General features: G+C 61.5%; 21 protein-coding genes. 12 read left to right on the top strand and 9 right to left on the bottom strand.

Annotated features, from left to right (window positions below; translation table 11 throughout):
• Window positions 1-85: 85 nt before the first annotated feature.
• From ACHZCU_RS21880 to ACHZCU_RS21860, 5 genes are read right to left on the bottom strand one after another with little or no spacing between them, the layout of a single operon-like run.
• The gene (locus ACHZCU_RS21880) at window positions 86-1,741 is read right to left on the bottom strand and encodes an ABC transporter substrate-binding protein (protein WP_319520729.1); all 1,656 of its coding nucleotides are present in this window, start codon (window positions 1,739-1,741) and stop codon (window positions 86-88) included.
• A gap of 39 nt (window positions 1,742-1,780) precedes the next feature.
• Window positions 1,781-2,767, bottom strand: coding sequence for an oligopeptide/dipeptide ABC transporter ATP-binding protein (locus ACHZCU_RS21875; RefSeq protein ID WP_319520728.1), 987 nt, complete (start codon window positions 2,765-2,767; stop codon window positions 1,781-1,783).
• Window positions 2,764-3,576: an ABC transporter ATP-binding protein gene (locus ACHZCU_RS21870; RefSeq protein WP_319520727.1), complete on the bottom strand. Its 813-nt coding sequence runs from the start codon at window positions 3,574-3,576 to the stop codon at window positions 2,764-2,766. The genes ACHZCU_RS21875 and ACHZCU_RS21870 overlap by 4 nt, the downstream gene beginning before the upstream one ends.
• Window positions 3,573-4,445, bottom strand: coding sequence for an ABC transporter permease (locus ACHZCU_RS21865; protein ID WP_319520726.1), 873 nt, complete (start codon window positions 4,443-4,445; stop codon window positions 3,573-3,575). Before ACHZCU_RS21865 ends, ACHZCU_RS21870 begins: the two co-directional genes overlap by 4 nt.
• Window positions 4,442-5,503, bottom strand: coding sequence for an ABC transporter permease (locus tag ACHZCU_RS21860; RefSeq protein WP_319520725.1), 1,062 nt, complete (start codon window positions 5,501-5,503; stop codon window positions 4,442-4,444). The genes ACHZCU_RS21865 and ACHZCU_RS21860 overlap by 4 nt, the downstream gene beginning before the upstream one ends.
• 248 nt (window positions 5,504-5,751) lie before the next feature.
• Here ACHZCU_RS21860 and ACHZCU_RS21855 point away from each other — a divergent pair, with 248 nt between their 5' ends.
• Window positions 5,752-6,474: a FadR/GntR family transcriptional regulator gene (locus tag ACHZCU_RS21855; protein WP_319520724.1), complete on the top strand. Its 723-nt coding sequence runs from the start codon at window positions 5,752-5,754 to the stop codon at window positions 6,472-6,474.
• 369 nt (window positions 6,475-6,843) lie between these two features.
• On the opposite strand, the gene ACHZCU_RS21850 is transcribed toward ACHZCU_RS21855, so the two are convergent.
• Complete coding sequence (locus ACHZCU_RS21850; RefSeq protein WP_319520723.1) at window positions 6,844-7,752, bottom strand: LysR family transcriptional regulator; 909 nt, start codon at window positions 7,750-7,752, stop codon at window positions 6,844-6,846.
• A 108-nt stretch (window positions 7,753-7,860) separates the two neighbouring features.
• Here ACHZCU_RS21850 and ACHZCU_RS21845 point away from each other — a divergent pair, with 108 nt between their 5' ends.
• Window positions 7,861-8,715: a D-amino-acid transaminase gene (locus ACHZCU_RS21845; protein WP_319520722.1), complete on the top strand. Its 855-nt coding sequence runs from the start codon at window positions 7,861-7,863 to the stop codon at window positions 8,713-8,715.
• A gap of 16 nt (window positions 8,716-8,731) precedes the next feature.
• On the opposite strand, the gene ACHZCU_RS21840 is transcribed toward ACHZCU_RS21845, so the two are convergent.
• Window positions 8,732-9,658, bottom strand: a complete 927-nt coding sequence (locus ACHZCU_RS21840; RefSeq protein ID WP_319520721.1) for an isoaspartyl peptidase/L-asparaginase — start codon at window positions 9,656-9,658, stop codon at window positions 8,732-8,734.
• 196 nt (window positions 9,659-9,854) lie between these two features.
• Between ACHZCU_RS21840 and ACHZCU_RS21835 the strand changes: the two genes are divergently transcribed.
• Genes ACHZCU_RS21835 through ACHZCU_RS21815 form a run of 5 tightly spaced genes read left to right on the top strand, consistent with a single transcriptional unit; the run spans window position 9,855 to window position 16,226 of the window.
• Window positions 9,855-11,723 (top strand): dipeptide ABC transporter ATP-binding protein, encoded by a 1,869-nt coding sequence (locus ACHZCU_RS21835; protein WP_319520720.1) that lies wholly within the window; start codon window positions 9,855-9,857, stop codon window positions 11,721-11,723.
• A gap of 45 nt (window positions 11,724-11,768) precedes the next feature.
• Complete coding sequence (locus ACHZCU_RS21830) at window positions 11,769-13,304, top strand: glutathione ABC transporter substrate-binding protein (RefSeq protein WP_319520719.1); 1,536 nt, start codon at window positions 11,769-11,771, stop codon at window positions 13,302-13,304.
• Window positions 13,305-13,359: 55 nt separating this feature from the next.
• Window positions 13,360-14,280, top strand: a complete 921-nt coding sequence (locus ACHZCU_RS21825) for an ABC transporter permease subunit (protein WP_319520718.1) — start codon at window positions 13,360-13,362, stop codon at window positions 14,278-14,280.
• 10 nt (window positions 14,281-14,290) lie between these two features.
• Complete coding sequence (locus ACHZCU_RS21820) at window positions 14,291-15,190, top strand: ABC transporter permease subunit (RefSeq protein ID WP_319520717.1); 900 nt, start codon at window positions 14,291-14,293, stop codon at window positions 15,188-15,190.
• Between the two features lie 7 nt (window positions 15,191-15,197).
• Window positions 15,198-16,226: a P1 family peptidase gene (locus ACHZCU_RS21815; protein WP_319520716.1), complete on the top strand. Its 1,029-nt coding sequence runs from the start codon at window positions 15,198-15,200 to the stop codon at window positions 16,224-16,226.
• Between the two features lie 14 nt (window positions 16,227-16,240).
• On the opposite strand, the gene ACHZCU_RS21810 is transcribed toward ACHZCU_RS21815, so the two are convergent.
• Together ACHZCU_RS21810 and ACHZCU_RS21805 are read right to left on the bottom strand one after the other, a co-directional pair.
• Complete coding sequence (locus ACHZCU_RS21810; RefSeq protein ID WP_319520715.1) at window positions 16,241-17,062, bottom strand: M55 family metallopeptidase; 822 nt, start codon at window positions 17,060-17,062, stop codon at window positions 16,241-16,243.
• A gap of 156 nt (window positions 17,063-17,218) precedes the next feature.
• Complete coding sequence (locus tag ACHZCU_RS21805; RefSeq protein ID WP_319520714.1) at window positions 17,219-18,547, bottom strand: PLP-dependent aminotransferase family protein; 1,329 nt, start codon at window positions 18,545-18,547, stop codon at window positions 17,219-17,221.
• A gap of 98 nt (window positions 18,548-18,645) precedes the next feature.
• Between ACHZCU_RS21805 and ACHZCU_RS21800 the strand changes: the two genes are divergently transcribed.
• From ACHZCU_RS21800 to ACHZCU_RS21780, 5 genes are all read left to right on the top strand, one after another.
• Complete coding sequence (locus ACHZCU_RS21800; protein WP_319520713.1) at window positions 18,646-19,599, top strand: nitrate ABC transporter substrate-binding protein; 954 nt, start codon at window positions 18,646-18,648, stop codon at window positions 19,597-19,599.
• Window positions 19,600-19,643: 44 nt separating this feature from the next.
• Window positions 19,644-20,531: an ABC transporter substrate-binding protein gene (locus ACHZCU_RS21795; RefSeq protein WP_319520712.1), complete on the top strand. Its 888-nt coding sequence runs from the start codon at window positions 19,644-19,646 to the stop codon at window positions 20,529-20,531.
• Entirely contained in the window at window positions 20,528-21,466 is a 939-nt protein-coding gene (locus tag ACHZCU_RS21790) for an amino acid ABC transporter permease (protein WP_319520711.1), read from the top strand. Before ACHZCU_RS21795 ends, ACHZCU_RS21790 begins: the two co-directional genes overlap by 4 nt.
• On the top strand, window positions 21,463-22,242 hold the full coding sequence (locus ACHZCU_RS21785; protein ID WP_319520710.1) for an amino acid ABC transporter ATP-binding protein: 780 nt from the start codon (window positions 21,463-21,465) through the stop codon (window positions 22,240-22,242). Before ACHZCU_RS21790 ends, ACHZCU_RS21785 begins: the two co-directional genes overlap by 4 nt.
• 94 nt (window positions 22,243-22,336) lie before the next feature.
• Complete coding sequence (locus tag ACHZCU_RS21780; protein WP_319520709.1) at window positions 22,337-23,527, top strand: M20 aminoacylase family protein; 1,191 nt, start codon at window positions 22,337-22,339, stop codon at window positions 23,525-23,527.
• The last annotated feature ends 63 nt before the right edge of the window (window positions 23,528-23,590 follow it).

Genomic DNA, 23,590 nt, shown 5'->3' with positions numbered 1-23,590 from the left:
GAAAGACGCCGTTCTCCGGAACGATGTGCAGGTCATGAACATGAAGTCGCTGGCATAGCGCCCTCGAAAAGAGGGCGCCCGCCGATCACTCGGCCGGTTCGAGCAGGTCGAAACGGCTTTGCGGGAACACCATGAAGGATGCCCCGGTCATGCCGGGCGCCATCACCACGGCGCGGTTGGCATAGGAAATCGGGATGACGGCGGCGGCCTTTGCGATAATCTCCTGTGCCTGTTTGTAGGCGGCATCGCGCTCGGGCGAATTCGCCTTCATCTGCCATTCGGCGTTGATCTCGTCGACGGCCGGATCGGACCAGAGCGAATAGTTGTTGACCCCGCCCGTGGTGGAGGAAAAACCAACCGGAATTTTCGGGTCGTCCGTCCATGCACCCCAGTTGAACAGCACCATTTCAGGCGCGGCAGGCTCCACGCCGTCCGCCGGCTGGGAGCGGGCATTGACTACATCCCACTGTTCGGCATCGGTATGCGGCGTCAGTGTCGCATTGATACCGATCTGGCGCAGGCTGCCCTGGATCAGAAGCGCGATATCCTCCTGGGTCTTGTCGGTACTGGCATAGTGAAGCGGAACCGAGATTTCCGGATTGCCGGCTTCCGCCATCAGGGCGCGCGCCTTGTCCAGATCCGTGTCATACATGGCCCATGCATCGGTCCAGGCGCTCGATGTGCTCGGCACGAAGGACAGGGCGCGTTTCGCCCGGCCGAAATAAACCGAGTCCAGCACGAGTTTGTAGGGCAGCGCATAAGCGACGGCCTGGCGTACAAGCGGGTCCGTGAAGGGTCCGGAATCCGCCGCCATCGCCAAATAGGTGAGGCGCGCGGCAGGCTCGGAAGCAATGTTCAGGCCGGAACTTTCCAGCATGTTCATATCGGTCTGGGACAGATTGTATTCGGCCAGATCGATTTCACCGGCGCGCAGCAGCGCCGCCATGTTCGCATCGTTGACGATACGGATGATGACCTTTGTGAAGGCCGGTACCGGCTCGCGGTCCGGAACGGCGCTCAGGGTCAGTTCCTGACCGGGCTGATGGTCGGAAACATAGTAGGGTCCGGTTCCAGCGGTATGGGAGCGGAGCCAGTCGGATGCATCCGGGTCGGCCTCCGTCGCATGTTTCATCGCCTCGACCGAATCGACGATCGACTGTTGCGGCATCATGTAGATTGCCAGCGTCGTGGTTGTCGGCGCGACCGGAGAACCGTCCGCGTCCCGGAAATGCAGTGTCACCGTGTGCTCATCCACGATCTCGACGTCGTCGGCGCTCTGCAGCCCGTTGGTGGTCAGGTCCTGGGCGTTCAGCCCGTCGAGCGCCCGCGTCAGGCTCCATTTGACATCGTCTGCCGTGACCGGATTGCCGGACGGATAAAACGTCGCGTCGGGCCGCAGGTGAAAGGTGGCGGAGCTTTCGCCAAGGTCCCAACTCTCGGCAACGGCCGGTGCCAGTTCCGAGCCCTTGGCAAGGTACGAGCCCTGCTCGTTGCGCTCGAACGTGTATCCGACAAGGCCCTGATAGACATTGTAGGCCATGGCCATGTCCGGCGAGTTGGCGGTGGCGACCGGATCCAGGCTGGTCACATCGTTCGGCCATGCCGTTGTGAGGGTTTCGCCGACGGCTTGCGTATCGGCCGATGCCGCTGACGGCGCCGCACAGGCGGCGATCACCATTGAGGCGGCAACCGCCGCAGAGCCCACGGCTCGCAACCGTTCTCGAAATAGTCTGATGTTCAACATGCTGTTCCCTTTGTTTTGTGTTGGACCTGTTGAAGATTAAGGGTGACGATCCGGTACCGCGTTCACGGTGACCGGACACGCCGCCCGATGTGTCGCACTGACCGGCAAAAGCGCCGGGGTTTCATGCGAACAGTCCGGCCTTGCCAGCGGGCAGCGACCGGCCAGACGGCATCCGGCCAGCAGATCGACCGGGCTCGGGATTTCGCCTTCCAGACGGAGCCTCGTTCGCGACCTGCCAAACTCCGCGACAGGCGCCGCAGACAGCAGCGCACGGGTGTAGGGGTGCTGGGGATTTTCGAATATCTCTTCGGTCGTCCCCTCTTCGACCGTCTTGCCGAGATACATGACGAGAACCCTGTCGGCGATCCGTCGCACCACCGCAAGATCGTGGCTGATCAGCACAAAGGCGATTCCCTGCTCTGCCTGCAGCCGCATCAGCAGTTTGATGATCTGTCCGCGGATCGAGACGTCGAGCGATGCCGTCGGCTCGTCCAGAACGATCACCTGCGGATCGACGGCCAGCGCCCGCGCTATACCGATACGCTGCCGCTGGCCGCCGCTCAGCTGATGGGGAAGCCGGCCGGCCATGTCGACGGGCAGTTCGACCGCCTGTAAAAGCGCATTTATTCTGGTCTGCCGTTCGTCTCTCGTCATCGATGTGTGGAGACGCAACGGTTCGTCCAGAAGGTCGCGGACACGCATTCTGGGATCGAGCGACGATGTCGGATCCTGGAACACCATCTGAAGATCGCGATAGACTGCGGCGAGAGATCGTCTGTTCCGGTTGAGGATCGTCTCGCCTCTGACAAGGACATCGCCCGATGTCGGCTCGGTGAGCCTTGTGATACAGCGGGCAATCGTCGACTTTCCCGAACCGCTTTCGCCGACGATCGCCAGCGTCTCATTGGCATTGACTTCGAGGGTCACACCATCGACGGCTGTCAGCGTGCGGCGACGGCCCATGCCGCGAATATCGAATTCCTTCCGCAGATCGCGGACGCTCAGGACGGCTTGCGTGGTCAAGACAGCTCCTCCAGCTGACTGTTGGCGATAAGCTGGCGGGTGTAGGGATGCGACGGCGCGGTTAGAATATGCTCGCAGCTATCGAGTTCGCACACCGTTCCGTTCTGCATGACGGCAACGCGGTCGCATGTCTCCGCGACGATGCCCAGATCATGGGTGATCAGGCATGTCGTCATTTTGCTCGTTGCACGGATATCGATGATGAGATCGATGATATCGGCCTGGATCGTCACATCCAGCCCGGTCGTCGGCTCGTCAAGGATCAGCAGACGCGGCTGGCAGATCAGCGCCATGGCCAGCAAGGCGCGCTGCGCCATGCCGCCGGAAAATTCATGCGGATACTGTTTCATCCTCCGCTTCGGCTCGGGAACGCGCACCATTTCCAGCATATGTTCAGCCTTTTCCCGCGCTTCTTTCGGGCTGATTTTCTGATGCATGCGGCAGACATCCATGATCTGCCGGCCAACGGTGAAGACGGGATTCAAGGCCGCGCGGGCATCCTGGAATACGATGCTGATCTGCGAACCGCGGATCTTTCGTAAACTGGCTTCGTCCAGCGACAAAAGATCGGTTCCGTCAAAGCGGATCGCCCCGCCGGTATGATGAAAACCCGGCGGCAACACGCCCATCGCCGCAAGCGCCGTCAGCGATTTTCCGCTGCCGGATTCTCCGACAATCGCAAAGAATGAACCCGCTTCGACGGTGAACGAGACACCGTTCAGCACGGGGACAATCCGGCCATCGGCACCAGCAAACCCGCCGGAAAAATTCTCGGCCTGAAGAAGAGGCGCGCCATCTGTCCGCGTCATGCCCTGCCCCCCTTTGCGCGACTATCCGCGATGCCGTCACCGATCAGGTGAAAGGCGGCGGCAAGGAGGAAAATGCCGAGACCGGGAAAGAACGACACCCACCACTGGCCGGACAGGACGGCATTCTGACCTCGGGAAATCATCGAGCCCCATTCGGCCGAACCCGGTTCGATGCCGAGACCGAGGAAGCCGAGCGCGCCAACCGTCGCCGCGACCCAGGATGCATTGACCGATGCATAGCTCAGGACCGGGCCGAGGCTGTTCGGCAGGAGGTGAACGAACAGGACGCCGAGCGGCTGCCGCCCGACAAGACGCGCCGCATCCGCGAACTGCCAGGTCTTCTTCGACCGGATCTCGACGCGCGTCAGCCGGACATAGTCGGGCAGAGGCAGGACGGCGACCACGAGGATGACCTTCAGCACGCCCGGGCCGGCGATCGAAATCACCAGCATCGCCAGAAGCAGTGACGGAAACGAGTTCAGCAGTTCGAGGACCCGCATGGTCACATAGTCGAACCAGCCGCCGAAGAAGCCGGCCAGACTGCCCCAGATGCTGCCCACCACGAATGAAAGCGCCACGACGATGACAGTGATGCCGACATCGGTTGTGGCCGCCGCCATCGTCCGCGAAAGAATGTCGGCGCCCAAACGGTCGGTTCCGAACGGATGGGACAGGCTCGGCGCCTGATAGACCGGCCCGACACCCATCGCCTCAGGCGGGTACGGGGTCCAGAACAGCCCGAGGATGCCGGCAGCGACCAGAACCGTGAGGAGAGCGAGGCCAAGCCGCAGCGACCAGACCCGGCGTCGTTCTCGCCGGGAGGCTGTTTTTCCGGCCGATAGCCGGGATGGAGCGATAACGGTTGTCATGACGCCCTCACCCTCGGATCGACCCGGCTGTAGACGAATTCCAGAACGGCCCAGATGACGACGTAAACCACCGAAACATACAGAACGAAGCCCTGAATGACGGGGTAGTCCGACGACTTGATTGCCGTCAGCGCGAACTGGCCGATGCCGGGCCAACCAAAAATGCTTTCGACCAGAACCGATCCGGCCAGCACCCAGCCGATCAGCCCTGCGGCAATGGTGAGGACCGAAAGCAGGCCGGGCTTGAGGGCATAAGCGAACCATATCTTCGTGGTTGGCACGCCCATGGCGGTCGCTGTCCGGATGTAGTCGGATTCCAGGGATTCGACCATGGCGGAGCGGACGAGACGCGCGATCGGGGCGAATACGCCGACAGAAAGCGTGATGACCGGCAGAACCAGTTGCCGGGCCGCCTTGGCGGCAAGGTCATATTGACCATGAAGGAGCGCATCGACCACATAAAGGCCGGTAACGGTTTCAGGCGGCGTGACGCCGATCGGAAGACGACCGGATGGCCCCGGCAAAAGCTGCATCTTCACGAAGACGACCCAAAGCAGCATGAGGCCGATCCAGAACTGAGGCAGTGAAAGCCCACCGATGGTCAGGGTTCTGATGACGGAGTCTATCGGACGTCCACGGTTCACCGCCGCAATGACCCCGGCCACCACGCCGGTGGCAAAACCGAGGATCAATGCATAGACACCAAGCTCGATCGTTGCCGGAAGACGGCTCATGAGGTCGGCGGAAACCGGCCGACCCGTCAGATACGAGCGACCGAGATCGCCATGGGCAAGACCATTCAGAAAGTGGAGATACTGTACCGGCAGCGGGTCGGCCAGCCCCAGCTCCTGACGCGCCTTTTCCCGCGTTTCCGTCGAGGCGGAATTGCCGACAAACAGATTGATCGGATCAGCCGTAAAAACGCGGGATGCCAGAAACGTCAGCGAAACGATAAGGACGATCACCAGAACCGCACTGATAATTTTGGCGAACGGACCACGTAATGTCAGAAACGGACCGATCGCGGTCGCAACTCGTCCAAGACGGACGCACGTCACCGACCTCGCCGCGGGATCGCCCCTCGGACAGGATAAATTCATTAGCTTGCTGTTCCCTTTATTATTGGTCCAACCAGTACAACAGTTAGATTTCAACTGTAAAGGGCTATTCCGGTATTTTCATCTTCTGGGCTGAAATTAGGGACTGTTGCCGTTTTTTTTCACCACATGGTCGAATAGACTGTGTGACCTAAGGTTGACATTGGTATGGTGGCCCCACTAATAGACCAGCTCGGAGGAGCAACCCAATGACAATAGAAAACCTGATGAAAACGGAACCGGAACCCGCTTTCCAGCGCAGATCACGCGCACTCAGCGCCGAACTGACGGCGCATCTGGAACGCCTTATCGTATCGGGCCGGTTTCCGGCTGGTACAGCCTTGCCGCCTGAACGGAAGCTCGCGGAATCGCTTGGCGTTTCACGGACCTCACTCAGGGAGGCGCTGCTGGAACTGGAAAGCAAAAGACTGATCGAGCGGCATCAGGGACGTCCGTCTGTTGTGACCGGTTTCCATCAGGAGGCCGACGACGTTCATGCCGGCCTTGCCGATCTGCCCGTATCCGTTGACAACGCCACCGAGATCGAAGACCTCATCGAACCGCATCTGGCCCGTCTGGCTGCACGCAACGCCACCAAGGCAGATATCCTGCAACTGGAAACCGTTTTGAACGCAAGTCACGAATACCTGCCGCCGGAACAGTCGATGCAGATGGATATCGAGTTTCATCTGGTGCTTGCGCGCATGTGCAGCAATCCGCTGGTCCTGGGCGTCAGCCAGCTTGTGGCGGAAAGGATCAAGGATTTCCGAGTTCGCGCGCATGTTTCACGCGAGACGCGCCGGGTCTGCATCGAGGGACATCGCGCCGTCTACAACGCTGTGGCGGCCAGAGATCAGGACGGCGCAGAACAGGCCATGCGGCGACATCTGGCCGACGTACACCGTTTCATGTCCGACGGGTTTTCGTCATAAGGCCTAACTGCATCGGCCGAAAAAGTGGAATCCGGTTTTTCGACAACCCGATGCTTCAAAACAAAGTGTGAAATGACTTTTGGCGAGACGCCAACGATTTCAAGAGCGTCAGCACTCCGGCCCGGGACGGAATACCCGAGGCGCTCCCCGTAAGCTGTACCTTTGCGGCGGTCGGACTTCCATGTCACCAAGTGGGATTGTCGCACCAGTGTCTCGCGGGATACCGGTTCGGCGCGGACAGGAATCACCGCCTCGGCGCGCGGCATCCATTCGCGCCAGCGAAGCGCCGGCGGGCGCTGATCCAGTTCACGATCGAAGACCCCTTCGAGAGCCGGGCGCCAACCGACGCGAGCTCCCCATGACGGCCCGTCAGTCGAGATTGGGCAGGTGCGACCAGAATTTTTCCATGACCGCTGCCCCTGCCCCGGCCCGACGGAATGCGAGAATGTCGAGCTCGACATCGGTCAGTCCGCTTTCCAGGACGGTGAGTCTGCCTTCCTGTACCTCGCGCTCCACGGCACTTTCCGGAAGCCAGCCTATCCCCTTCCCCTGCATCACCACCCGCTTGACCATTTCGGACATCGAGTTTTCGAAGACGGTGTACATCTCCGGCGCTTTCCCGCGCATCTCCCGCACGAGGTCCGACTGCACCTTTCCGAGAAAACAGTCCATCGTGTAGGATACGAGTGGCACGGCTTCGGCGGACGGGCCGCCGAGCACGGAAAAAATCGCCCGGCCATTCGCATCGACCGGGGACACCAGCAGAAACGGATCGATTCCGATCTTGCGCGATTCAAAACGGCCCGCCTGCAGGATCGGCGGCCCCAGATGATGACCGTAACAGAGCGCGATTTCGCAGCGGCCGAGCGAAAGCGTCTCGATGCAGTCGTAAAAGTCGGTGGCGCTCATTCTGGTATTGAATGGCCCCGCCTTTTTTTCGATGTCGGCTTGCAGCTCGGGAAAAATGCTGAGCGCGATCGTGTGCAATGCACTGACGGTCAGCACTTCAGCGCCGGTGCTCGCGTCGTGACGACAGTCATCGCGCAGGCGATAGATCTCGCGCATCAGGTCCCGTCCGGATTCGAAAAAGGTCTCACCAGCCTTGGTCAGCTTCACAGGAAAGCTGCTTCTGTCGATCAGTTCCGTGCCGACCCAGTTTTCAAGCGCGCGGATGCGGCGGCTGAAAGCCGGCTGGGTGACATGGCGGGCCGCCGCAGCGACAGAGAAATTGCGTACAGCCGCCAGTTCGACGAAATCTTCGAGCCAGATCAGTTCCAAGCTATTTCCCCTTGCTATGCGCATAGGTTATAAAGAAACGGCATTTGCTACAATAACATTCAGATGCATGAATGCGCCGAAAAGCCAGCCTTACCGGAGATCGAGCGCATGCGAACCGTCTATGTCAACGGCGAATATCAACCTGAAACGACGGCGAGAATATCGATCTTCGACCGCGGTTTCATTTTCGCAGACGGCGTCTACGAGGTCACGGCCGTCATTGCCGGCAAGCTGGTGGATTTCCCCGGTCACATGGCCCGTCTGCGCCGCTCCCTCTTTGAAGTTGAACTGGTTCTCCCTCACAGTGACGACGAGGTTCTGGAAATCCATCGTCAGTTGATTGCGCGTAATGCGCTTGAGGAAGGACTGATCTATCTTCAGGTTTCGCGTGGCGCCGCCGACCGGGACTTCATGTATCCGGCAGAAGATGTCCCGCCGACGTTTGTCATGTTCACCCAGAAAAAGGCGCTGATCGATAATCCCGTGGCCGACCGCGGGCAGAAAATCATTCTGGTCGAGGATCAGCGCTGGCACCGGCGCGACATCAAGACCGTACAGCTTCTCTATCCGGTTCTGGCCAAGAACAGGGCGCGTCGTGCAGGGGCCGATGACGCATGGATGGTCGAAGACGGCTGCATCACCGAAGGCTGCTCGAACAACGCCTATATTGTCACGCAGGAAGGAACGCTCGTAACCCGTGAGCTGTCGACCGAGATCCTGTCCGGGATCACACGGCAGTCCGTTCTCAAATGCGCTGCCGACCTGCAGATCAGGGTCGAGGAACGGCCGTTTACCGTGGATGAAATCAGGCAGGCGCGCGAGGCGTTTTCGACATCGGCATCCGGTTTCGTCAATCCGGTCGTCAGCGTGGACGGAACGGCCGTTGGTGATGGCAAGCCCGGCCCGGTCGCACGCCGCCTGCGCGAGGTCTATATCCGGGCGAGCAGGGCCATGGCGATCTGATCGCCCGGAGGCCTCGTCAATCCGCGTAGATGCCGACCTCGACATCCGCGCCTTCCCATTGGGCAGCGCGGTACATGCCAGGGGTATTGAACCCGAAGACGGGACGGCCTTCACGGCTGACTGCAATCACGCCGCCCCGGCCGTCGATCTCCAGCAATTCCCGCATCACCTTGCGGTCAACAGCTTCTTCCAGCGACAGGCCGGCATATTCCATCAGTGCGGCAATATCCCGCGCGACCGTCAGGCGGATGAACATTTCGCCGTGCCCGGTCGCCGAGACGGCGCAGGAACGGTTGCTGGCATAGGTTCCCGCGCCGATCAGGGGGCTGTCGCCGATACGGCCGGGCCGTTTGTTGGTCATGCCGCCGGTAGACGTCGCGGCCGCCAGATCGCCCGCGCGGTCCCGCGCGACGGCGCCGACCGTTCCGAACTTGCGATCGTTGTGGTCCAGCGACACCTCGTTTTTCGCCTGAGCCTGCAAGAGCTGCTTCCGGCGATACTCGGTTTCGAAATAGTCGCTGCTGACAGGTTCGATGCCCAGTTCGCGGGCAAAGCGGGATGCGCCGTCGCCGGCCAGCAGGACATGCTGCGACCGCTCCATGACCTGACGCGCCAGACTGACGGGGTTGCGAATGTCGACAACACCGGCGACAGCGCCGGCCGCCAGATCACCGCCGCGCATGATGGCCGCGTCCAGCTCGAATGCGCCGTCCGCCGTCAAAACGGCGCCGTGGCCGGCATTGAACAGCGGATCATCCTCCAGCGCATTGACCACCGCTTCCACGGCATCGGCGCTCGAACCGCCACGCTCGAGAATGGCACTGCCGCTTGAAAGCGCTGCCGCAAGAGCTTCGCGATAGGTGGCTTCCCGCTCCGCCGACATTGTTTCCCTGAGGATCGTACCCGCGCCGCCATGCAGCGCGATTGCCCACTCTGTCTTCATTTCTGTCTGTAACCTCATGCTTTCGCAGCCCGTATCGAAGCACGCGCTTGCAGACAGCGCAATCCATCCCGCTATGCAAAGCCTGCATACGACATGCCGACTTGGCCTTGGACAACCACGATATACACCGCTTTCATACAGACGATATTGTGCAGCGCAGAACCAAAAACGACCCGCTGCAGGGGAACAGGCTGATATGACGACAAGGAATCCGGCGCCGGTCACGGGTGATGACGTTCTTCTGGATGTCGAGGGGCTGAGCGTTGCTTTTGGCAGCCAGACGGCCCCGTTCAGCGCTGTTCGCAATTTCAATCTCACGGTCAAGCGCGGTGAAACCGTGGCTGTCGTCGGTGAATCGGGATCCGGCAAATCCGTCACGGCGCTTTCGGTCATGCGGCTTGTCGAGTTCGGCGGCGGGCGGATTGACAGCGGCACCATCAGCCTGCGTCGCCGCAATGGCGCGACGTCCGACATCGCTTCCCTCAGCGAGGACGAGGCGCGCGGCATGCGCGGCAACGAAATCGCGATGATCTTCCAGGAGCCGATGACGTCGCTCAATCCGGTTCTGCTGATCGGTGAGCAGATCATCGAAGCGATCGTGACCCATCAGGACAAATCACGGCGCGAAGCCGGCCGTATCGCCTTCGAAATGCTGGAACTGGTCCGCATTCCCAATGCCCGCGCCATCATGAAGCGCTATCCGCACCAGCTTTCCGGCGGCATGCGGCAACGGGTGATGATCGCGCTGGCGCTGTGCTGCAACCCGCAGCTCCTGATCGCCGATGAGCCGACGACCGCGCTCGACGTCACCATTCAGGCCCAGATCCTGCGGCTGATCCGCGATCTTCAGGCAAAAACGGGCATGTCGGTCCTGTTCATTACCCATGACATGGGCGTGGTGGCCGAAGTCGCCGACCGGGTCGTGGTGATGTATCGCGGCGAAAAGGTCGAGGAAGGTCCTGTCGAGACGATTTTCAAGGCGCCGCAGCATCCCTATACCAAGGCGTTGCTGAATGCTGTGCCGCGGCTCGGCGCGATGACCGGGACCCGCTCTCCCGCGCCCTTCAGGTTGCTTGCCTATGGCGAGACGGCAGCCACGCAAAAGAACGATGAAGCGCCGGCCCCGGCCGTCGATTATTCCGCGCCGCCGCTTCTGTCAGTGCGCGGGCTGACCACCCGGTTCGATATCCATGAGGGGATATTCAGCCGGGTCAAGTCCCGCGTCCATGCCGTCGAGCAGATCGACCTCGATATCTGGCCCGGCGAAACGCTCGGCATGGTCGGGGAATCGGGTTGCGGCAAATCGACGACCGGCCGTTCGCTGCTGAAACTCGTACAGTCGGACTACCAGTCGTTCACCTTCGACAACCGCAACATGTCGGAACTGGCGGCCACCGATCTCCGGCGGCTCCGTCGTCAGATCCAGTTCATTTTCCAGGATCCCTATGCATCGCTCAATCCGCGGTTGACGGTCGGTTTCTCGATCTGCGAGCCGATGCTGATCCACGGTATCGAAAACCGCGCCAACGCCATGGATCGCGCCGTCTGGCTGCTGGAGCAGGTCGGGCTGAGCGCCGATCACGCCCACCGTTATCCGCATGCCTTTTCCGGCGGCCAGCGTCAGCGCATCGCCATCGCACGGGCGCTGTCCACCAATCCGAAGCTGATCATTGCCGACGAGGCCGTTTCCGCGCTCGATGTCTCGGTTCAGGCGCAGGTGATCAACCTGATGATCGATCTGCAGCGCCGGTTCGGCATTTCCTACCTGTTCATTTCCCATGACATGGCCGTGGTCGAGCGCATCAGCCACCGGGTCGCCGTCATGTATCTCGGGCAGATCGTCGAACACGGACAGCGCGCGAGCGTGTTCGAAAATCCGCATCACAGCTACACGAAACGCCTCATGTCGGCGGTTCCGGTCCCCGATCCGGCTTTGCGTTACCGGGACCGCCCGCTGCTGACCGGCGAGATCCCGAGCCCCGTCAGGGCGCTTGACGATCCGCCCCAACCGGTGCGCTTCGAGCGGATCGGAGACGCGCATTTTTCTGCCTATGAAACCCAATAACGAGAGCCCATCAGGGCCAGGATACCTTCAGAAGGAGATAACAGAATGAATTTGTTGAAGAAAATTATGCTGGGTGCAGCGCTGACCGTCAGTGCGGCGGCGCTGTCGGCCACCGCCGATGCCGCATCCCTCAAGGTCGCGATGGATGCGACTGTCGACACGCTCGACCCGCAGGACAGCACGGCCAATGCCGTTGCCTCCGTTTCCAGCGGCATCATGGAACGCCTCATCGGCTTCGACAAGGATATGAAGCTCGTTCCCATGCTGGCGACCAGCTGGGAAGCCAATGACGACGCCACGCAGTTCACCTTCCACCTGCGTCAGGGCGTGACATTTCAGGACGGCACCCCGTTCAATGCCGAGGCCGTCAAGGTCAACATGGACCGCCTCGCCGACCAGTCGCAGGGGCTGAAGCGCAACGGCATGATGCGCATGATCTCGTCCACGGACGTGATCGACGATTACACGGTTCGCATCAATCTTTCCGAACCCTTCGGCGCCATGCTCGCCACACTTGCCCACCCGTCGATCGTTATGGAAAGCCCGGCAGCGCTTGAAAAATACGGCAAGGATGTCAGCAAGCATCCGGTCGGAACCGGCCCGTTCAAGTTCAAGGAATGGGTTCCCGGCGAACACCTGACCGTGGAGAAATATGACGGCTACTGGAAGGAGGGCTGGCCGAAGGTCGATGAGGTGACCTTCGTGAAGGTCAAGGAAGCCGCCACCGCCGTCGCCATGCTGAAGGCGGGCGAGGTCCAGTACGTCGACAACATGTCGCCGGAACTGGTCAAGTCGATCGAGGCCGATCCCAAGTTCAAGGTTCTCGATGTTCCCGGCATTTCCGTCTGGACCGCCTCGATGAACCTGATGAAGCCGGAATTTCAGGATCCGCGCGTGCGCGAAGCCTTCAACCTGGCCATCGACAAGCAGGCGATTGTTCAGGTCGTCTTCTCCGGCTACGGATCGGTTCCCGATGCGCCGCTTGCCCCCAACACTGCCTTCTATTCAGCGCAGACAGCCTATCCCTACGATCTGGAAAAGGCGAAGGAACTGATGAAGGAGGCCGGTTACGAGGATGGCTTCAAGATCCAGGCATGGGGTCGCAACAATACGACAGAAACCCGCATGTTGCAGATGCTGAAGCAGATGCTTTCGCAGATCAATGTCGATGTCGAGATCCTGCCGATGGAACCGGCGACCCGGTCCGAAAAGCTGTTCGGCAACGTCAAGCCGGAAGACCAGGAATTCGGCCTTGCGATCGGCGGCTGGTCGCCCTCGACGGGTGACGCCGACTGGCACCTGCGTCCGGTCTACGCCACCGAGGGCTGGATCCCGAAGATCTACAACATGGCCTTCTACTCCAACGAGCAGGTCGACGCCGATATCGCAACGGGTTTGAGCTCGGCCGACGACAAGGTCCGCGGCGATGCATACGCGGACGCCCAGTCGATCATCTGGAAGGACATGCCGGTGATCTGGCTCGCCATCAACAACAAGCTGGCAGGCGAGACGGCGAACCTCGAAGGTGTTCACCCGATGGCGGATGGCACCATGGTCTACGCCGACGCGGAATTCAAATAACGGATCGCAGCACTCCGGCGGGCTCGTCCCGCCGGAGCTTTTCAAGGTCTGATGGATGACAAGTTATTTCTTTCGGCGTCTGATGGCGATGATACCGGTGCTGGTGATCATCTCGCTTTTCGTGTTCGGTTTCGTTTACGTGCTGCCCGGCGATCCCGCCCGCATGCTTGCCGGCGAGGACGCCACACTCGCCGACGTGCAGGCATTGCGACAGACGCTTGGCCTCGATCAGCCGTTGATCGTTCAGTATTTCACCTTCCTCAAAAACCTCGTGACCGGCGATCTCGGGACGTCGCTGCGCACCGGCGAGCCGGTCTACGACATGCTGGCGCGCGCCTTCATGCCGACATTCTGGCTGTCCTTCTGCGCGCTGGGATGGTCGCTCGTCTTCGGCCTTTTCATCGGCGTTTTCTCCGCCGTCCGGCATGGCCGCTTCGCCGACCGGGTGGGCATGGTGCTCGCCGTCTCCGGCATCTCGATGCCGAACTTCTGGCTCGGCATCCTGTTGATGCAGCTATTCTCACTGAAGCTGAACTGGCTGGGAACCAGCGGTTTCGAGAAGCCGCAGGACCTGATTCTGCCATCGATCACGCTGGGGTCATCCGTGGCGGCCGTGATGGCGCGTTTCACCCGGTCTTCCCTCGTGGAAGTCATCCGGGAGGACTATATCCGCACGGCCCGCGCCAAGGGCCTCGCGCCGCGGCTCATCGTCTGGAAACACGCGCTGCGCAATGCCCTGATCCCGATCGTGACCATGACGGGCCTGCAGTTCGGCTTTCTGCTTGGCGGTTCGATCGTCATCGAGCGGGTGTTTCGCTGGCCGGGCCTCGGCTCGGTTCTGGTGGAGGCGATCGACTTTCGCGACTATGCCGTCATCCAGGCGGAACTTATGCTGTTTTCCTTCGAGTTCCTGCTGATCAACCTTGTTACCGACATTCTGTACGGTTTCATCAATCCGACGATCCGGTACAAATGAGGCAATCACGATGAGCGACGTTTCCCAGACGCCGGACACGCAGACGGCCCCAAAGACCAGATTGCGCTCGCCTCTCGGCGAATTCCGGCGCCGCATGGCGAAGGAAAAGCTGGCGCTCTTCACCGGCGGCATTCTTCTTCTCATGCTGGTCGCGGCCCTGACGGCGCCCTTCTACATGCCCTACGGACCGAACAGCTACGACTATGCCAATACGCTGGCCGGACCGAGCCTGAAACACTGGGCCGGCACGGACGAGTTCGGTCGCGACATCTTCACCCGCCTGCTTTTCGGCGCGCAACTGTCGCTCTATATCGGCTTCGTTTCTGTTTCGATCGGCGCCGTGGTCGGCGTCGTCCTGGGGCTTATGGCCGGGTTTTACGGCCACTGGCTCGATGCGGTGATCATGCGCATCTGCGATGTGCTGTTCGCCTTTCCGGGTATTCTTCTGGCCATCGGCATCATCGCCATTCTCGGCCCTGGTCTCGACAATGTCATCATCGCGGTCGCAACGTTCAGCGTGCCGGCCTTTGCGCGCATCGTGCGCAGCGGAACGCTGGCGCTGAAGCAGAGCACCTATGTCGAGGCAGCGCGCGCGGCAGGTGCATCGAACAATATCATCATGTTCCGGCACATTCTGCCGGGCACGATGGGCAGCGTTATCGTCTATTTCACCATGCGCATCGGCTCGTCCATCCTGACGGCGGCAAGCCTCAGCTTCATGGGTCTCGGGGTCGAGCCATCGACGGCAGAATGGGGAGCGATGCTGGCGGCCGGACGGGAATATCTGCTGGCCGGCGCATGGTACCTAACTTTCTTCCCCGGACTGGCGATTTTCGTTACCGTGCTGTGCTTCAACGTCCTGGGGGACGGGCTGCGCGACGCGCTCGATCCCAAGCTGAGCGAGGCCTGACGATATAATGCGTTTTCTGCCGCACGCCGCCGACTGGTGGACGATCCCGACTGGACCGCGCAACACGATTGCCGATGTCGCGGGTGTCACCGTCGGCCATGCCACGCTGACGGAAGGAACCGCCCGGACCGGTGTGACGGCGCTTCTGCCCCATGGCGGCGATCTTTTCCGGCTGCGGCCGCCGGCCGGCGTCGCCGTTCTCAACGGCTTCGGCAAGAGCCTCGGCCTCGTGCAGGTCACCGAGCTCGGAGAGATCGAAACGCCGATCCTCCTGACCAACACATTCGGCGTCCATGCCTGCGCCGAAGCGCTGATCCGTTCGGCCATCCGCGCCAATCCGGCTATCGGGCGCAGGGACAGCACCGTCAATCCGCTGGCCTTCGAATGCAATGACGGCCGGATCAATGATATTCAGGCTATGGCGGTCGACACGGCGCTGGCGATGTCGGCCATCGAAAACGCCGACACCGAATTTGCGCAGGGCACAATCGGCGCCGGAACCGGTATGTCGACCTTCGGGCTCGCCGGCGGGATCGGCAGCGCCTCGCGCCGCGTCGTGCTGTCGCGAGAAACCACATTCACGCTCGGAACGCTGGTGCTTTCCAATTTCGGCAAGGCCTCGCATCTGCGGGTCTTTGGCCGCAGGGTCAGTGGAGACAGCAGCAAAGCACCCGCCGACAAGGGATCGATCATCGTCATTTTTGCGACCGACGCGCCGATGGAATCGCGCCAGTTGGCGCGTCTGGCGCGTCGCGCCGGGGCCGGGCTTGGCCGGCTTGGCAGTCATTTCGGCCATGGCAGCGGCGATATCGCGCTTGCCTTTTCGACCGCGAACATGCGTGACATGCAGGCGAGAGCCGAAACCCTGCCGGCCACCCGTCTTGCCGAGCGCTCCATGGATGCTTTTTTCGAGGCCGCGGTGGAGGCGACGGAGGAAGCCGTCCTCAATGCGCTGTGGAACGCCGAAACCATCGAGGGCTATTCCGGCCGCCGGCTGAAGACCCTGCGTGACATTCTGCCGGAAGCCGGTCGTTGATGGACCGGTAATCTTCAGGCGAAAGCGCCGGCGATCAACGCCGTGGCGGCAAGCGTGCCGATGGCCTGGCGGTGGCTCTCCACCACGAATGTCACTTCTCGCGGGCCGGTGCGCGTAACGAACGGCAATAGTGCCACCGCATCGGTCTGCTGCTGGTGATGAAACAGGACTTTCATGGTCAGCGGCGGCGTACACGGTGTCTCGACCGGCGCATTTTGCGCCGCGGTGACCGCTTCGGCAACATCGGTTTCGATCAGTTTACGCGATTGGGACGGCGACAGGCTGTCGGTCGCATTGGCGCCGATCGCGCGCTTGACCACAATGCGGCGGGCGGCGGGAAACTGCTCCGCGATTTCGCCGGCGAGCCGGTCATCGCCGCTGACGGCCAGGAGCGGCACGCCGATGGAGGCGGCATAACCGGCAAAAAGGGTCGGTTCGCCGGTCAATACGCCGTTCATCTCGATCCGGCGGAAGGCGATGCCGCTGATCGTGTGCGACAGCGTGCCGTAATTGTCCGCCGCCGCGTGATAGCCGATCAGCAAGGCGCCGGCATACTCATCGGTAATGCCGTCGATCATGGTCAGGGGCCGGGGCTTTCCGGAAATCAGCCGGGCCCGCGGATCGAGGTCTTCGGCGATGATATTGCGCATCGGCCCGTGCGAATCCGCCACGGTGACGTCGCTCGCGCCGCCGGCAAACGCGCCGCGGATGGCGGCATTGGCTTCCTCGGTCATCAGCCTGCGGGCAACCTCGTATTCGGGATTGCCGCGCGCGCCCTGCAGTTTCTCGGCCACGCCGGCCACACCCTCGATATCCATCGATATGAAAATTTTCATCTGTGGCATGTCCTCAAGCAGGTTGCGGTTCCGACGGCGTTCTTGGTGAAGCCAAGCTTAGCGGCCGGCCGGGCGGCAGGCCAATTCCGTTTCGGCAAGGGCTATGCCGTCTTTGCATCCCGACGGCGCGGTCTGGGCTGGTGTCCTTGCCGAAATCTACATTTTGTGCGCCAGGATGATGGCGTCGGCGACCGTGTCGTAACGGTCCGTCAGGCAGCCTGTCGCCACGCGGATATGGTTGACGGGCGTGACCGAGAATTTCTCGCCGGGCTCGACGGCAATGCCGCGGGCGGCGAGCGTCACCATGGCGAATTGCTCGGATTCGACCGGCACCCACAGGCACAGGCCGTTATCCTCCCCGTCGATATGCAGGCCGCGCTCCGCCAGTGCCTGCCGCAGGGCGCGCGAGCGGTCGCGATAAAGAGCGCGGGCATTGGCGATGGTGTCGGCGGTTTCTTCCCGTCGCAAAAGCCAGCTTGCCGCGCCCTGCAGCAGGCGGCTCGTCCAGCCGGCGGAAAAGCTGCGATAGGACTGGGTCTGGTTGATGACAGAGGCCGGGCCGGACATCACCGCCAGCCTTAAGTCCGGTCCGAGCGTCTTGGAAAACGAGAAGATATGAACGGTTCGCTCCGGAAACCGGCTGCCGAGCGACTGGCGCGGCGCGGCGGAGATATCCGCCACGCCATCGTCTTCCAGGATCAGCGTATCGTGGCCTTCCAGGACATCGCCGAGAGCGGCAAGCCTCTCGGGCGAAACCGTTGCCGCCGTGACCGAGTGCAGGCGCGGCTGGATGATGAAGACGCTCGGATGGCGTTTAAGGGCTGCCGCCAGCGATTGCGGAACCGGCCCCTCGCTGTCGCACTGCACCGGAACAATCTCGACGCCGCGATCTTCCAGGATGTCGAGCAGGCGCATGGCGGTCGGATGCTCGATGGCGACGCAGGCGCCGGGCAGCAAGATCGCATGCAGCAGGGTGTAGACGGCGTTGTAACCGCCATTGGTCGCCAGAAACGCATCGGCCTCGTAGGGCCACGACGCCCGCACGGCAGCTTCCAGTTCGGGAACGATGCGGCTGCGGGTGTAGAGATTGACGCCCTCCGTCTCGACGCTTTTCGCCAGCGCTTCGGCCAACGGCGGCAGCAATGCCGGATCGGGAACCGCGCGCGACAGGTCGATGACGTCCGCGCCGTAATCGCCGGAGCTTGCCAGTCTTTTGGGCTGGGCGACGAGCCGGTCGCCGATCACCCACGTGCCGTTGCGCCCGCGCCCGCTCAGCACCTGCTGGCGCCGAAGTTCGCGCCAGGCATTGGAAATGGTCGCCGGACTGACGCCGAGCGCAAAGGCAAGGTCGCGCACCGCCGGAAGACGCGCGCCGACGGGCAGCAGCCCGGAGCGGATCAGTGCCGTTGTTTCCAGCGCAATACCGTGGATGGAGGTGTCGCTGATTTTCCCGGCGAACCATTCCGCTTCGACAATTTCGGACATCCATCCTCCCGTTTTAAATGTTCAATAACGTAATAACATTTGTTTTATCAAAATAAACATTTAATTTTCGATCCAGCATGATCGGAAATGGACAGGCAATGACACTGAAACTGCGCATAGCGCTACGCGATTGGGACTACATCACGCCACTGATCCTGAAGGATGTGCGCTCGGACCGGGTTTCGCTGGAAATCGAACGCGTCGGTACCCTGATCGGCGATCTGGGAAAAAGTGAAACATTCGACGCGGCGGAACAATCTTTCAGCCGCTATACGCAGATCATTCATGACGGCCGTGATGACATTGTCGGCATCCCCGCCTTCATCATGCGCGGTTTTCGCCACCGCTGCATCATCACGACCCGGAAAAGCCCGCTGAAAAGCCTTGCCGACCTGAAGGGCAAAAACATCGGCGTCACCGGCTGGCGCGATTCCGGCAATAGCTGGACGCGCGCCGCGCTCCGCCGCGAGGGCGTGGAAATCGAGGATGCCCGCTGGTTTGCCGGCCGCCTGACGGCCGAACATCCGATCACCGACCGTCTCGACGGGTTTGGCCGTCCCGGTCTGATCGAGGCCTGCCCGGACGAGCGGCCGATGACCGAACTTCTCGAGGACGGTTTTCTCGATGCCGTGTTCACGCCGTTCATGCCCTCCGGATTTTTCGAAGGGACATCGCCCTTCCGTCAGGTTGTCGAGGACTTCGTCGCGGCCGAGACCCGTTATTTCCGCGATGTCGGCTATGTGCCGGGCATGCATCTTATTGCCGTGAAGGCGGACATCATCGATGCCAATCCGTGGCTACCGGAAGAACTCAGCCGGATGATCGAGGAAAGCGGCCGGATGTGGACCGCCAAGCGCCGCAAATATGCCGATACGACGCCGTTCATGCTCGACGAACTGCGCCGCTCCGCCATGGCGCTGCCGGATGACTGGCAGGAGAACGGCCTTGCCGCCAACCGGACCATGATCGCCGATTTCGCCCGCGAGCTTTACGAACAGAAAATCCTGCCGCGCCTTCTGTCGCCGGAAGACCTGTTTCCACGCTTCACATGAACCAGCCAACTCAACATGCCAACCAACAAGAAGGGAACGAATTCATGAAACTGTTGACCATTGCCACTGCCGCCCTCGGCATCGCCATTGCCGGGCACGCCCTTGCCGAAGACATCGCCATTCCGCAGCAGGAACAGAACGACGCGCTGCGCGCCCGCCTGCCCGCCGACATTCTCGACGCCGGCAAGATGACGTCGGTAAACAACGGTTCCTTCCCGCCCTATGAGATCGTCACCGGAACCCAGATGGATGGTGCCAGCGCCGACCTGACCCATGCGCTGGGCCAGATTCTCGGCGTTGAGATTAATCATGCAACCGTCGGCGGCCTGCCTGCGCTCCTGTCCGGCGTGAACTCCGGCCGCTACCAGTTCGCCTTCGGGCCGATCGGTGACTTCGCCAGCCGCGAAGAGGCAAACGATTTTGTCGACTGGGTTCAGGAATATGTCGTTTTCGTCGTACAGAAGGGCAATCCCGAGGGCATTACCTCCCTCGATACGACCTGCGGAACCCGCATTGCCGTGATGGCCGGCGGTTCGGCCGAACGCGTGATCAAGGCCGCATCGGAAAAATGCGTGGCCGATGGCAAGGCCGAAGTCGACGTCCAGTCCTATACCGACCAGCCGAGCTCCATCCTGGCCGTCCGTTCGAAGCGCGCCGATGCCTTCTTCTCCTCGCAGGCACCGTTGACCTATTTCGTGTCGCAGGCCAACGGCCAGCTTGAGCTTTCCGGCGTCGGCCAGAAGAACGGCTTCAACGATCTCTATCAGGGCGCTGTCGTGCCCAAGGGTTCGGAAATGGCCGGCATCCTGAAGGACGGCATTCAGATCCTGATCGATAACGGCACCTATGCCACCGTCATGAAGAAATGGGGTCTGGAGAACAACATGCTCGACAAGACCGCCATCAACCTCGGCGGAAACCTTCCGAAATGAGCGTATCGGAGAACAGCAGCGCGTCGCCTTCGGGCGACGCGGATTTCATCGACGTTGCCGATGCTTCCAGTCCATTCCCGCTGGGGCGCGTTCTGGCCTGGATCATCGCGGCGATTGTCGTCGTCGATTTCATCTGGATCATCGCCCATAACGAGAATTTCGGCTGGCCGGTCATCGGCGAATATCTGTTCAATCCCATCGTTCTGAGCGGCCTCTATGTCAGCCTCGGCCTGACCGTCGTTTCGATGGTGATCGGCGTCATTCTCGGGCTTGTCCTTGCGGTGATGCGGCTTTCCAGCGATCGGCTGACGGGTTCGATCGCCGGGCTTTACATCTGGTTCTTCCGCGGCACGCCGCTGCTTGTCCAGCTGATCTTCTGGTACAACATGTCGACGCTGTTTCCGGAACTTTCGATCACCATCCCCTTCGGGCCGACGCTGGCGAGCTGGGACACCAATTCGGTAATCTCGCCGCTGACGGCGGCGATTGCCGGGCTTGCCCTCAACGAAGCCGCCTATATGGCGGAAATCATCCGCGGCGGCCTGCTCTCCGTCGACAAGGGGCAGAGCGAAACCGCCGCCGCCTTCGGCATGAAGCACGGCCGCGCGCTGTGGCGGATCATCATTCCCCAGGCCATGCGCTCAATCGTGCCGCCCACAGGCAACCAGCTGATCAGCATGATCAAGGCCACCTCGCTTGTCAGTGTCATCGCCATGGCCGACCTGCTTTATTCGGTGCAGTCGATCTACAACCGCACCTTTGAAATTGTGCCGATGCTGCTTGTCGCCGTCATCTGGTATCTGTTCATCACATCGATCCTCAATGTCGGACAGGGCTATATCGAACGCTATTACAGCCGTGGCGACCGCAGCCGCGGCAGCCGCAAACTGACCCGGCCGCAGGAAGAAGAACTGGCAGAGGAGGCAAGCCATTGACCGTTACCAATGACAGCCAGCCTCTCGTATGCGCACGCAACGTTCACAAATCCTTCGACCATCTGGACGTGCTGAAGGGCATCGACCTCGACATCATGCCGGGCGAGGTCGTCGTCATCCTCGGCCCGTCGGGTTCGGGAAAATCGACCTTCCTGCGCTGTATCAACCATCTCGAAGCGATCCAGCGCGGCGCGGTGATCGTCGATGGCGAGCAGATGGGTTACGCCCGGAAGGGCGACCGGCTGGTCCGGCTTTCCGGCAATGCGATTGCCCGCCAGCGCCGCAAGATCGGCATGGTCTTCCAGCAGTTCAACCTCTATCCGCATATGACCGTGCTGCAGAACCTCATCGAGGCGCCGGTCGGCGTTCATGGCGAGAAACGCAGCGATGCGATTGCCCATGCGCGCCAGCTTCTGGAGCGCGTCGGGCTTTCCGACAAGGCGGACAATTATCCGGCCCAGCTTTCCGGCGGTCAGCAGCAGCGCGTCGCCATTGCCAGGGCGCTGGCGATCCGGCCGAAGCTGATGCTGTTCGACGAACCGACATCGGCGCTCGATCCGGAACTTGTCGGCGAGGTTTTGAACACGATGCGCGATCTCGCCAAACGTGGCCTCACCATGATCGTCGTCACCCACGAGATCGGCTTTGCCCGCGAGGCCGCCGACCGGGTGGTGTTCATGGATGGCGGCAACATTGTCGAAATGGGGCCGCCGGATGCGGTGATCGACAACCCGCAGCACGAACGCACCCGCGCTTTCCTCTCCCGCTTTCTGTGATCCCGCTGCCGGCAATGCCCGAAAGGTCTGCCGGCAGATCGCATGTCAGGCCGCGCGCAGCCGGTCTCATCCAAGATATCCGAAGGAACAGGTCATGCTTCATGACAACACCAAAGCCCGTCTTGCCGATTTTGACGACAGGAAGGAAGAACTAACGGCCATCCGCCATTATCTTCACCAGAATCCCGAGCTTTCCCACAAGGAGGAAAAGACGGCGCGTTTCGTCGCCGACAAGCTGAAATCCTGGGGCTACGACGTCACCGAGAATGTCGGCGGATACGGCGTCGTTGCGGTCCTGTCGAATGGCACGGGCAAGCGCGGCATCGCCGTCCGGGCCGATATGGATGCGCTGCCCATCCGCGAGGAGACCGGGCTTGACCACGCCAGCGCCAATGACGGCGTGATGCACGCCTGCGGCCATGACGGCCATACGACGATCCTGCTGGGGGCCGCCGAATATCTCGCCCGCACCCGCCGCTTCGACGGCACGTTGACGCTGATTTTCCAGCCAGCCGAAGAGGCCGGCACCACCAGCGGCGCGCAGAAGATGATCGAGGACGGCCTGCTGGAGCGGTTTCCCTTCGACATGATCTTCGGGCTGCATAATCATCCCGGCGCCCCGGAAGGCCAGCTTCTCTTCCGCGAAGGCCCGCTCATGGCGGCCGCCGATACGATCGAGGTTCTGGTGAAAGGACGCGGCGGTCATGCTTCGCGCCCGCATCTGACCGTCGATCCGCTGGTGACCGCGTGCCACATGGTCGTCGCCCTGCAGATGGTCGTCTCCCGGTTCACTGATCCCACCCAGACCGCCGTGGTGACCGTCGGCACGATCCATGCGGGTGAGGCCGTCAACGTCATTCCGGAAACGGCGCGTTTTGCCATCACCGTCCGCTCTTTCGACGAGGATGTCCGGGCAAACCTCGAGACCCGAATAAAGCAGATGATTACGTCTGTCGCCGCGGCCCACGGCGCCGTCGCGGAAGTGGATTACCAGCGCGGGCATCCGGTGGTCTTCAATGCTGCAGAACCGACCGCCCTCGCCCGCTCCGTCGCGGAGGAACTTGTCGGCGAGGACAATGTCGGCACCTGCAACCTGATCCCCGGCAGCGAGGATTTTTCCCACTATCTGGAGTTCCGTCCCGGCTGTTTCGTCCGTCTCGGCAACGGCGTCGATTCTGCTGTCCTGCACAGTTCGAAATTTGACTTTGCCGACGAAAGTCTCACTGTCGGGGCAGCGCTTTGGGCGCGGCTTGCGGAACGCTTTCTGGAAGAAGACGCCGGCTGACAGACGCCGGTATCTGCTGACCACCCTGACGATGCTGCAGCGCTTGCCAGTCTGTTTTCCAAC

The sequence above is a fragment of the uncultured Martelella sp. genome (genome assembly GCF_963677965.2).
In the GTDB taxonomy this organism is placed as follows: Bacteria; Pseudomonadota; Alphaproteobacteria; order Rhizobiales; family Rhizobiaceae; genus Martelella; species Martelella mangrovi.
Note: the sequence above shows the minus strand (reverse complement) of the source record. Positions and strands in the feature narration are given on the sequence as shown.

What these genes read in the sequence shown, in the direction of transcription:
- ACHZCU_RS21845 (WP_319520722.1), top strand. Translation starts at nt 7,861, where the DNA reads ATGCGAACCGTCTATGTCAACGGCGAATATCAACCTGAAACGACGGCG.
- ACHZCU_RS21870 (WP_319520727.1), bottom strand. Translation starts at nt 3,576, where the DNA reads ATGACGCGGACAGATGGCGCGCCTCTTCTTCAGGCCGAGAATTTTTCC.
- ACHZCU_RS21840 (WP_319520721.1), bottom strand. Translation starts at nt 9,658, where the DNA reads ATGAAGACAGAGTGGGCAATCGCGCTGCATGGCGGCGCGGGTACGATC.
- ACHZCU_RS21790 (WP_319520711.1), top strand. Translation starts at nt 20,528, where the DNA reads ATGAGCGTATCGGAGAACAGCAGCGCGTCGCCTTCGGGCGACGCGGAT.
- ACHZCU_RS21830 (WP_319520719.1), top strand. Translation starts at nt 11,769, where the DNA reads ATGAATTTGTTGAAGAAAATTATGCTGGGTGCAGCGCTGACCGTCAGT.
- ACHZCU_RS21815 (WP_319520716.1), top strand. Translation starts at nt 15,198, where the DNA reads ATGCGTTTTCTGCCGCACGCCGCCGACTGGTGGACGATCCCGACTGGA.
- ACHZCU_RS21800 (WP_319520713.1), top strand. Translation starts at nt 18,646, where the DNA reads ATGACACTGAAACTGCGCATAGCGCTACGCGATTGGGACTACATCACG.
- ACHZCU_RS21825 (WP_319520718.1), top strand. Translation starts at nt 13,360, where the DNA reads ATGACAAGTTATTTCTTTCGGCGTCTGATGGCGATGATACCGGTGCTG.
- ACHZCU_RS21780 (WP_319520709.1), top strand. Translation starts at nt 22,337, where the DNA reads ATGCTTCATGACAACACCAAAGCCCGTCTTGCCGATTTTGACGACAGG.
- ACHZCU_RS21805 (WP_319520714.1), bottom strand. Translation starts at nt 18,547, where the DNA reads ATGTCCGAAATTGTCGAAGCGGAATGGTTCGCCGGGAAAATCAGCGAC.
- ACHZCU_RS21795 (WP_319520712.1), top strand. Translation starts at nt 19,644, where the DNA reads ATGAAACTGTTGACCATTGCCACTGCCGCCCTCGGCATCGCCATTGCC.
- ACHZCU_RS21820 (WP_319520717.1), top strand. Translation starts at nt 14,291, where the DNA reads ATGAGCGACGTTTCCCAGACGCCGGACACGCAGACGGCCCCAAAGACC.
- ACHZCU_RS21835 (WP_319520720.1), top strand. Translation starts at nt 9,855, where the DNA reads ATGACGACAAGGAATCCGGCGCCGGTCACGGGTGATGACGTTCTTCTG.
- ACHZCU_RS21865 (WP_319520726.1), bottom strand. Translation starts at nt 4,445, where the DNA reads ATGACAACCGTTATCGCTCCATCCCGGCTATCGGCCGGAAAAACAGCC.
- ACHZCU_RS21855 (WP_319520724.1), top strand. Translation starts at nt 5,752, where the DNA reads ATGACAATAGAAAACCTGATGAAAACGGAACCGGAACCCGCTTTCCAG.
- ACHZCU_RS21810 (WP_319520715.1), bottom strand. Translation starts at nt 17,062, where the DNA reads ATGAAAATTTTCATATCGATGGATATCGAGGGTGTGGCCGGCGTGGCC.